Consider the following 9,267-nt stretch of genomic DNA (forward strand, 5'->3'; position numbering starts at 1 on the left):
CGGCTGTTGAACAGGCGCTTCTTTTGGTTAGCTTTTCTTTGCACAAGCAAAGAAAAGTAACTCGCTCCCCGAAGGGGAGTGAAAGCCCTTGATCCACCGCTCTTTGTACAATAAGCCGCATAGCGCCATCACATCCGGAACACGCCAAACCGCGTGTCCTGCACCGGCGCATTGAGACTGGCAGCCAAGGCCAATCCAAGCACCCGCCGCGTATCCGCCGGATCAATCACCCCGTCATCCCACAAACGCGCACTCGCGTAATACGGATGACCCTGTTGCTCGAACTGATCACGGATCGGCTGCTTGAAGCTGTCTTCTTCCTCAGCCGACCACGCCCCACCCCTGGCCTCGATACCATCACGCTTGACCGTGGCCAACACGCTCGCCGCTTGCTCGCCGCCCATCACCCCGATCCGCGCATTCGGCCACATCCACAGGAAGTGCGGCGAATACGCGCGCCCGCACATGCCGTAGTTGCCGGCACCGAACGAACCACCGATCACCACCGTGTACTTCGGCACGCGTGCATTGGCCACCGCCATTACGAGCTTCGCACCGTCCTTGGCGATGCCGCCATGCTCGTACTTGCGCCCGACCATGAAGCCGGTGATGTTCTGCAGGAACAGCAGCGGGATATTGCGTTGGCAGCACAGCTCGATGAAGTGCGCACCCTTCAGTGCGGACTCCGAGAACAGGATGCCGTTGTTGGCGATGATGCCGACCGGATGGCCGTGCACATGCGCGAAGCCGGTGACCAGCGTGTTGCCGTAGCGTGGCTTGAACTCATCGAGACGCGAGCCATCGACGATGCGCGCGATCACCTCGCGCACATCGTAGGGCTTGCGCGTATCGGCGGGAATCACGCCATAAAGCTCATGTGCATCAAGCAGCGGCGCCTCGCTGGCTTGCAGGGCAACGCCCGCATCCGGCTTGCGCCAGTTCAAGTTGGCGACGATGGAGCGCACCCGTGCTAGTGCCTGCAGGTCGTTGTCGGCCATGTGGTCGGCAACACCGGAGATGCGCGTGTGCACGTCGGCACCGCCCAGTTCTTCGGCACTGACCACTTCGCCGGTTGCCGCTTTCACCAGCGGCGGACCGCCGAGGAAGATGGTGCCCTGTTCCTTGACGATGACGGTCTCATCGCTCATCGCCGGCACATAGGCGCCGCCGGCGGTGCAGCTGCCCATCACGCAGGCAATCTGCGGAATGCCCTGTGCCGAGAGATTGGCCTGGTTGTAGAAGATACGGCCGAAATGATCGCGGTCGGGGAAGACTTCATCCTGCAGCGGCAGGAAGGCGCCACCGGAGTCGACCAGGTAGATGCAGGGAAGACGGTTCTGCTGGGCGATTTCCTGCGCACGCAGGTGCTTCTTCACTGTCACCGGGTAATAGGTGCCGCCCTTGACCGTGGCATCGTTGGCAACGATCAGGCATTCCACCCCGGACACGCGGCCGATGCCGGCGACCATGCCGGCGCCGGGCACCGGATCGGCATACATGCCGTGCGCAGCCAGCGGCGCGACCTCAAGGAAGGGGCTGCCGGGATCGAGCAGAGCATCGATGCGTTCACGCACCAAAAGCTTGCCGCGTGCACTGTGCTTGGCCCGGGCTGCATCGCTGCCTCCACGCGCGGTGGCTGCCAGCGTGGCACGCAGGTCATCGACCTGGGCCTGCATCGCGGCGCGATTGGCTTCGAAGCTGTCACTGCCGGGTTGCAGCTGGGAGGTGAGTACGGTCATGGCCGATGTCCTGGGTTTTTATCCTCCTTCTCCCTTCGGGAGAAGGTGCCCCGAAGGGGCGGATGAGGGTAGGTGCGAAGCCTGCAACTATCTGTTCCTGCAGTGGCTTCGCCGCCGACCCTCACCCCAACCCCTCTCCCGGAGGGAGAGGGGCTAAAGCGGTTTCATGCGGTCTTCTGGAACAACTCCCGCCCAATCAACATGCGGCGGATCTCGGAAGTGCCGGCACCAATCTCGTACAACTTGGCATCACGCCACAAGCGGCCGGCCGGGTACTCGTTGATGTATCCGTTGCCGCCGAGAATCTGGATCGCTTCACCGGCTGCCCAGGTCGCCTTCTCGGCGGAATACAGGATCGCGCCAGCCGCGTCCTGGCGAGTGGTGCGGCCCTGGTCGCAGGCCTTGGCCACGGCGTACACATAGGCGCGGCAGGCATTGAGGCCGACATACATGTCGGCCAGCTTGGCCTGGATCAGTTGGAAGGTGCCGATCGCTTCGCCGAACTGCTTGCGCTCATGCACGTAGGGCAGCACAACATCCAGCGCCGCCGACATCAGGCCGAGCGGGCCGCCGGACAACACCACGCGCTCGTAGTCCAGGCCGGACATCAACACCTTGACGCCACCACCAACAGCACCCAGCACGTTCTCGACCGGCACTTCGCAATCCTGGAATACCAGCTCGCAGGTGTTGGACGAACGCATGCCCAGCTTGTCCAGCTTCTGCGCGGTGGAGAAGCCCTTCATGCCCTTTTCGATGATGAAGGCGGTGATGCCGCGCGAGCCGGCGTCCGGGTCGGTCTTGGCATAGACGATCAGCACGTCGGCATCGGGACCATTGGTGATCCACATCTTGTTGCCGTTGAGCACGTAGTGATCACCGCGCAGATCGGCGCGCAGCTTCATCGACACCACATCAGAGCCTGCACCCGGCTCGCTCATCGCCAAAGCACCGACATGTTCGCCGCTGCACAGCTTGGGCAGGTACTTGTGCTTCTGCGCTTCGCTGGCGTTCTTGCGCAGCTGGTTGAGGCACAGGTTGGAATGCGCGCCATAGGACAGGCCGATGCCGCCGGAGGCGCGCGAGATTTCCTCCATCGCCACCACATGCGCCAGGTAACCCATGCCGCTGCCGCCGTATTCTTCTTCCACGGTCATGCCCAGCAGGCCCTGTTCGCCAAGCTGGCGCCAGAGCTGGTTGGGGAAGTGGTTGCTGGCGTCAGCTTCGGCGGCCAGTGGCGCGATGTGGGCGGCGGCAAACTGCGCCACGCTTTCGCGCAGCATGTCGATTTCTTCGCCCAGATCAAAATTGAGGGTGGGGACGTGCATGGCTGGCTCCGGTACTGCTTGGCGATAAGGGGCGCACCGGGTTGGGAGGACGGGGAGGCCGTCGGCACGGGCGTTTGCGCGCAGCCTAGCGGCTCCCGGGTAAAAAGTGAATACAAATTCAAAAATTGAACATAGAATCAACAAATGGCTTACAAGCGCTCGGAATTGATGGAAAAACGGCTGGCGGGCAACCGCGAGCGGATCCTGGTGGCGGCCCGCCGGCTGGTCGCCGCAGGCGGCTATCGCAATGCCCCGATCACCGCGGTGGCGGCCGAGGCGGGCGTGTCTACCGGGCTGATCTACCGGCATTTCCCGTCCAAGGCGGAGCTGTTCGTGGAGGTGCTGACCTTCGCTGTCGAGCACGAGCTGGAGATCCTCGCCGCCATTGCCGATGAGCCCTTGCCGGCGCCGCAGCGGCTGCAGCTGGCGGTGGCCTCTTTCGTGCGCCGCGCCATGGCCGGTCCGGGCCTGGCCTATGCCTTCATCGCCGAGCCGGTCGACCCGGAAGTGGAGGCCGAGCGCATCCGTTGCCGGCGGCTGTTCGGTGACGTGTTCAAGCGCATCCTTGAAGACGGCGTGCGCGCTGGCGAGCTGCCGGCGCAGGATCTGGAGATCAGCGCGGCCTGCATCGTCGGTGCCTTCACTGAAGCCCTGGTCGGGCCGACCGCGCCCAGCCGCGATGGCCTGCGCGATGGCGAACATCTGGTCGCTGCGATCAGTGCGCTGTGCCTGCGCGCAGCCGGTGCGCCGCTGCCGCACTGAGTGCTGTAACCACCTTGGGATGCTGCATTGCCGCACTTGTGCGCGTGTTCATGGGCATTGCGGGAGCGGGCGGACGCTGGTCTATACTCGCCCAGCAGCTGCTGGTCCACCGACAACTCGCCCGGGGTGATGAGACGTGCGGAATTACGACCTTGAGTTCCTGAAACGCTTTTCCATCGTGATCGCCATCCTGGCCGTCATCACGATTGGCTTGATCATCTTCGCGTCCTACCTGCAGCACGTCATTCCCAAGGAAGTGTCGCCGACCGCGACCAAACGCATCGAGCAACGCATTGCACCCATCGGTGCGGTGTACGCCGGTGCTACCGGTGCGTCGGCGCAGGCTGCAGCCGCCGCTGCAGCAGCAGCTGCTGCGGCAGCCAGCGGGGCCTACGGTGGCACCCTGGACGGCAAGACCATCTTCGACAGCCTGTGCACCGCCTGCCACACCACCGGCGTGGGCAACGCGCCGACCCTGGACCACAGTCACTGGGACAAGCGTCTGGCGCAGGGCAAGGACACCCTCTACAAGCACGCCATCGAGGGCTATACCGGCCCGGATGGCGGCATCATGCCGCCCAAGGGCGGCAATGCCGGGCTCAGCGAGGAGCAGATCCACGCCACCGTGGACTGGATGCTGGCCAATCTGAAATAGAAAGCCGCCAGACTCACACAGCTGGCAATAGACCCGATTGCTGCAGAATAGCCGGCGCCGCCCCACCAGGGCGGCGCTTTGTGTTTCCGTCTTCCCCGGAGTGCGTCCATGCGTTGTACCCCTAGCTTGCTTGCCCTGGCCTTGGCTGCCGCCTGTTCCGGCGCGGCGCTGGCTGCCCCGTCCAAGTCTGTCGTACTGCCGATCGGCAGCGTGCAGGGCACGACCGACCACAGCCCGTATGCGGGCAAGACCGTCACCATCGAAGGCGCGGTGACCGCCGATATGCGCGATGGCTTGGGCGGCATCTTCGTGCAGGACGCAGGTGATGGTGATGCCGCCACTTCCGATGGCTTGTTCGTGCGACTGCCCAAGGAACAGGCCGTGCAGGTCGGCCAGTGGCTGCGCATCACCGGCACCGTCGAGGAGCAGGCTGCCGGCAAGAGCGAGCAGGGCCTGACCACGCTGCAGGCGCAGACCATCAGCCCGGCCGCAGCGCGGCCCGTACCGGCGCCGCTGGTGTTGACCGATGTCCCCGCCAACTGGGAGGCATTGGAGGGCATGCAGGTGCGCATTCCGACTGGCCTGACCGTGGCTGGCCAGGACCAGCTCTCACGCTATGGCGAACTGACCGCTGCCTTCGGCGGCCGCCTATGGCAGCCCAGCGAAGTGGCCGCCGCCGGCAGCCCCGAACAAGCCGCGGTGATTGCCGACAACAACCGCCGTCGCCTGCGTCTGGACGATGCCAGCGGCAAGCGCGATCCGGGCGCGGTGCCGTATCTGGCGCCGGACCAGCTGCTGCGCAGCGGTGCGCAGCTGCGCGAGGTGCAGGGCATCGTCGACCAGCGTTTCGATGGCGGCTATCGCCTGCAGCTGACCGCCCCGGTCGTGGTGGACGCCGAGCGTCCGCAGCAGCCACCGACGGTGGCTGGCGGGCTGCGCATCGCTGCGTTCAATCTGGAGAATTACTTCAATGGCGACGGCAAGGGCGGCGGCTATCCGACCCTGCGTGGTGCCAAAACCGCCGAACAGCAGGCGGCGCAGCAGGCCAAGCTGATCACCACCATCGGCAGCCTCAATGCCGACGTTGCCGCGCTGATGGAGTTGGAGAACGACGGCTACGGCCCGGGCTCGGCAATCGATCAGCTGGTGCGCGCGCTCAATGCCGCGCAGGGCAAGGATGGCGACTGGCGCTTCGTCGATGCTGGCAAGGGCCCGGGCGACAACCCGATCCGCGTCGGCATCATCTACCGCGCTTCAAGGGTGAGCCCGGTCGGCAAGCCGGCGGTGCTGGAGCGCGAGCCGTTTGGTGAACGCAGCCGCGTGCCGCTGGCGCAGGCCTTCCGCATGGGGCGCAAGGGCACGCCGTTCGTGGTGGTGGCCAACCACTTCAAGTCCAAGGGCTGCTCGGAAGCGAGCGGCGAAAACGCTGATCGCAATGACGGCCAGGGCTGCTGGAACGCCACCCGCGTGGAATCGGCCAAGCTGCTGCATAACTGGTTGCAGGAAGACCCGACCGGTACCGGTAGCCGTGATGCGGTGCTGCTGGGCGACTTCAACGCCTATGCGATGGAAGACCCGATCCGCACCTTGAATGCCGATGGCTGGCAGGACGCATTCAAGGTTGCCGGTGTGCAGCAGCCTTACAGCTACGTCTACAACGGTATGACTGGCCGACTGGATCACGCCTTGCTGAGCCCGGGCATGGCCGCGCGGCTGAAGGGCGCGGCCGAGTGGCATATCAATGCCGATGAGGCCGATGAGGTTGGTTACCAGGGCCGTAATGTGCCAGGGCCGTGGCGCAGCTCGGACCATGATCCGTTGCTGTTGGGGTTTGATCCTTAAGCATCTAAAGCACCCCCCCCGGCCCTCCCCTTGCCTGCGGCAAAGGGAGGGGGCAGATTTTCTCCCTCCCTTTCGCGCAGCGAAGGGGAGGGCCGGGGAGGGGTGCCCTTGCTGTTGCTCCAAACCAGCAGAAAACCTCAAAGCGTCCCGCGCGCAATCAGTCCAATCGCGACCACCGCCAGCGCCAGGCCAACGCGGTTCCACACGCTGGTCTTCTCGCCGAACGCCAGCACGCCGACCAGCGCACCCAGACCCACCACGCCAATATTCATGCCGGCAAAAATCGTCGCCGGGCTGTGCGGCAACGCCTGGTGCGCACGCACGTAAAACAGAATGTTGCCGAAGTTGAGCAGCCCGAGCAGCAGGCCAAAACCCAGATTGCCCAGCGTCAACCTGCTCTTGCCGCTGACATGCCGCTGCAGCTGCCACACAAGCATCAGTACGAAGGCGATGCCGAAGCTCACCAGCAGGGCAGCGATGGATGGCGTGCCGGCCGCTGCCACCTGCTTGAGCAGGATGTCGATCAAGGCGAAGCCGGCCCATACGCCGAGCAACCAGCCCCAGCTTGAACGCGAGCGTTCGGTGCTGCCGCCATCGCGCGCGGTCACGCCGACAATCGCCAGCAAGCCCAATCCCAGGCCCGCCAGCTTCCAGCCATTGGCCTGTTCGCCAAACAGCAGGAAGGCAGCAGCCAGCGACAGCAGCAGGGACAGGCGCTGGGCCACGTCGCTGCGCACGATGCCGGCCTCGCGCACTGCGCGGGCCAGTACCAGGAAGATGCCCGGCAGTGCCACGGCAAGGCCAAGCAGCGCCAGCCACGGCGTATGCCCGCTCTGCAGCGACTGCAAGGAAGGTTTGAGCAACAGTAGCGACAGTACGCTGGCGGCCAGATAGTTCCAGGTCACCGCCTGGGCGATATCGACGCCGCGGCGTGGCGCCAGTTTCAGCAGCACCGATACCAGAACACTGCAGATCACACTCAGGACAAGGAAATGCATGGATTTGGGCAGTTGTGAAGGGCAGGCGTGAAGCCGCCGGACGGGGCCGCTATTATGGCCGCATGCAAACTCTCCCATTCCCCCACGAATCGGCGACGCTGATGCTGGACGGCCCAGCCGGTCCGCTGGAAGTCGGCGTCGACCTGCCCGATGGCGAGTCCGCCGCACGTCCGATCATCGCCGTCATCTGCCATCCGCTGTCCATCGAGGGCGGCAGCATGCACAACAAGGTGGTGACCATGGTCTCGCGCGCGCTGCGCGACCTGGGCATCACCACCGTGCGTTTCAACTTCCGCAGCGTCGGCGCCTCGGTTGGCACCTACGACAATGGTGAAGGCGAAGCCGACGACCTGCGCGCCGTGGTCAACTGGGTGCGCAGCGAACGCCCGGATGCCGCGCTGTGGCTGGCCGGTTTCAGCTTCGGCGCCTATGTGTCGCTGCGCGCCGCCGCCCAGCTGCAGCCGCAGGCCTTGATCTCGATCGCACCGCCGGTGGGCCGCCGCACCTGGGATTTCTCCGAAGTCCAGCCGCCGGCCAACTGGCTGGTGGTGCAGGGCGATGCCGATGAAGTGGTCGACGCGCAGGGCGTGTACCAATGGCTGGAATCGCTGCCGAATCCGCCGCAGATGGTGCGCATGCCGGACACCTCGCATTTCTTCCATCGCAAGCTGATCGACCTGCGCGGTGCCATCCAGCACGAAGTGCGGCGCTGGCTGCCCGACGGCAGCAACTGAGCATGGATGCAATGACCCCCTCACAACGCTACGCCGCCGGCGTGGCCCGCGGCGACTGGCGCGATGATGTCGCCCAGCATGCGGCGCTGGCCGAGCTGGACCGTATCCACCTGGCCATTGTCGATAGCGCGCAGGACGGCTGGCTGGACCGGCTGTCGGCGTTCTGGAAGAAGCCCGAGCCGGTAAAGGGGTTGTACTTCTGGGGCGGCGTGGGTCGCGGCAAGACCTTCCTGGTCGACTTGTTCTACGACGGCCTGCCGATCGAGCAGAAGTACCGCACCCACTTCCACCGCTTCATGCGCGGCATTCACGAACAGCTGCACCAGCACCAGGGGCAGAGCGATCCGCTGGCGAAGATTGCCCAGCAATGGCGCGACAAGCTGCGGGTGCTGGTGCTGGATGAATTCTTCGTCACCGATATCGGCGATGCGATGTTGCTGGGACGCTTGCTGGAGCGGCTGTTCGCCGAGGGCGTGACCCTGGTGACTACTTCCAATACGGCGGTGGAGAACCTCTATCTCAATGGCCTGCAGCGCGACAGCTTCCTGCCGGCGATTGCCTTGCTGGAGAAGTACTGCGTCGAGCTGTATGCCGAAGGCACCGAGGACTACCGCATGCGCGCGCTGACCCGCTCGCCGGTATACCGAGCGCCGTTGGATGCGGAGAGTGACGCGTGGTTGGGCGGGCGCTGGAAGGAGCTGAGTGGTGCCGAAGAAGCACGCGGCGGCAACATCCAGATCGAAGGCCGTAAGATCCCGGTGCGTGGCCGTGGCAAGAGCATTGCCTGGTTTGATTTCGCGGCTTTGTGCGAAGGCCCGCGCGGGCCGTCGGACTACATCGAGATCGCACGCGAGTTCACCACCGTGCTGCTCGGCGGCATACCGCACTTCGATCGCCTCAACGAAGATGCCGCGCGCCGTTTCGTCAACCTGATCGATGAGTTGTACGACCGCCAGGTCAACCTGGTCTGCACCGCACAGGACGCGCCGCCCATGCTGTACAGCGGCACCCGCCTGGCCGGTGCCTTCGAGCGCACCGCCAGCCGCCTGATCGAGATGCAGAGCGCCGAGTACCTGGGCACCGCGCACAGGAACTGACCCTGTAGTGGGGGGGGGGGGGGGGGCGGGCGGCGGGGGGGGAAAGTGACGGGGGCGGGGGGTTTTTGTGTGTTGTTTGTGTTTGTTATGTGGGTGGGACGCCTCCACAAGC

Annotated in this window: 8 protein-coding genes; 5 read left to right on the forward strand and 3 right to left on the reverse strand. The window is 64.9% G+C overall.

All coding sequences use genetic code 11. From position 1 onward, the window contains the following. Positions 1-128: 128 nt before the first annotated feature. Entirely contained in the window at positions 129-1,739 is a 1,611-nt protein-coding gene (locus ACVOMF_RS12480; RefSeq protein ID WP_481509581.1) for a carboxyl transferase domain-containing protein, read from the reverse strand. 164 nt (positions 1,740-1,903) lie between these two features. Continuing rightward, the gene (locus tag ACVOMF_RS12485; protein WP_282268265.1) at positions 1,904-3,067 is read right to left on the reverse strand and encodes an isovaleryl-CoA dehydrogenase; all 1,164 of its coding nucleotides are present in this window, start codon (positions 3,065-3,067) and stop codon (positions 1,904-1,906) included. 144 nt (positions 3,068-3,211) lie between these two features. Between ACVOMF_RS12485 and ACVOMF_RS12490 the strand changes: the two genes are divergently transcribed. The 3 genes from ACVOMF_RS12490 to ACVOMF_RS12500 all read left to right on the forward strand — a co-directional run bounded on the left by ACVOMF_RS12490 (position 3,212) and on the right by ACVOMF_RS12500 (position 6,326). Beyond that, on the forward strand, positions 3,212-3,829 hold the full coding sequence (locus ACVOMF_RS12490; protein ID WP_481509582.1) for a TetR/AcrR family transcriptional regulator: 618 nt from the start codon (positions 3,212-3,214) through the stop codon (positions 3,827-3,829). Between the two features lie 136 nt (positions 3,830-3,965). After that, positions 3,966-4,484 carry a c-type cytochrome gene (locus tag ACVOMF_RS12495; protein WP_296247531.1) on the forward strand — a complete coding sequence of 173 codons (519 nt, stop codon included), beginning with the start codon at positions 3,966-3,968 and terminating at the stop codon, positions 4,482-4,484. Between the two features lie 108 nt (positions 4,485-4,592). After that, entirely contained in the window at positions 4,593-6,326 is a 1,734-nt protein-coding gene (locus tag ACVOMF_RS12500; protein WP_481509583.1) for an ExeM/NucH family extracellular endonuclease, read from the forward strand. A 137-nt stretch (positions 6,327-6,463) separates the two neighbouring features. Here ACVOMF_RS12500 and ACVOMF_RS12505 read toward each other — a convergent pair whose 3' ends face one another. After that, complete coding sequence (locus ACVOMF_RS12505; protein ID WP_481509584.1) at positions 6,464-7,324, reverse strand: EamA family transporter; 861 nt, start codon at positions 7,322-7,324, stop codon at positions 6,464-6,466. 62 nt (positions 7,325-7,386) lie between these two features. On the opposite strand from ACVOMF_RS12505, the gene ACVOMF_RS12510 reads away from it, so the two are divergent. Then, a complete protein-coding gene (locus ACVOMF_RS12510) occupies positions 7,387-8,058 on the forward strand; it encodes an alpha/beta hydrolase (protein WP_481509585.1) in 672 nt (223 codons plus the stop codon). A gap of 2 nt (positions 8,059-8,060) precedes the next feature. Beyond that, the gene (gene zapE, locus ACVOMF_RS12515; RefSeq protein ID WP_481509586.1) at positions 8,061-9,155 is read left to right on the forward strand and encodes a cell division protein ZapE; all 1,095 of its coding nucleotides are present in this window, start codon (positions 8,061-8,063) and stop codon (positions 9,153-9,155) included. The last annotated feature ends 112 nt before the right edge of the window (positions 9,156-9,267 follow it).

The organism is Stenotrophomonas sp. STEN022, from assembly GCF_056760155.1.

Excerpts from the sequence above, each read along its gene's own strand:
- ACVOMF_RS12480 (WP_481509581.1), bottom strand. The coding sequence starts at position 1,739 with ATGACCGTACTCACCTCCCAGCTGCAACCCGGCAGTGACAGCTTCGAA.
- ACVOMF_RS12485 (WP_282268265.1), bottom strand. The coding sequence starts at position 3,067 with ATGCACGTCCCCACCCTCAATTTTGATCTGGGCGAAGAAATCGACATG.
- ACVOMF_RS12490 (WP_481509582.1), top strand. The coding sequence starts at position 3,212 with ATGGCTTACAAGCGCTCGGAATTGATGGAAAAACGGCTGGCGGGCAAC.
- ACVOMF_RS12500 (WP_481509583.1), top strand. The coding sequence starts at position 4,593 with ATGCGTTGTACCCCTAGCTTGCTTGCCCTGGCCTTGGCTGCCGCCTGT.
- ACVOMF_RS12505 (WP_481509584.1), bottom strand. The coding sequence starts at position 7,324 with ATGCATTTCCTTGTCCTGAGTGTGATCTGCAGTGTTCTGGTATCGGTG.
- ACVOMF_RS12510 (WP_481509585.1), top strand. The coding sequence starts at position 7,387 with ATGCAAACTCTCCCATTCCCCCACGAATCGGCGACGCTGATGCTGGAC.
- zapE (WP_481509586.1), top strand. The coding sequence starts at position 8,061 with ATGGATGCAATGACCCCCTCACAACGCTACGCCGCCGGCGTGGCCCGC.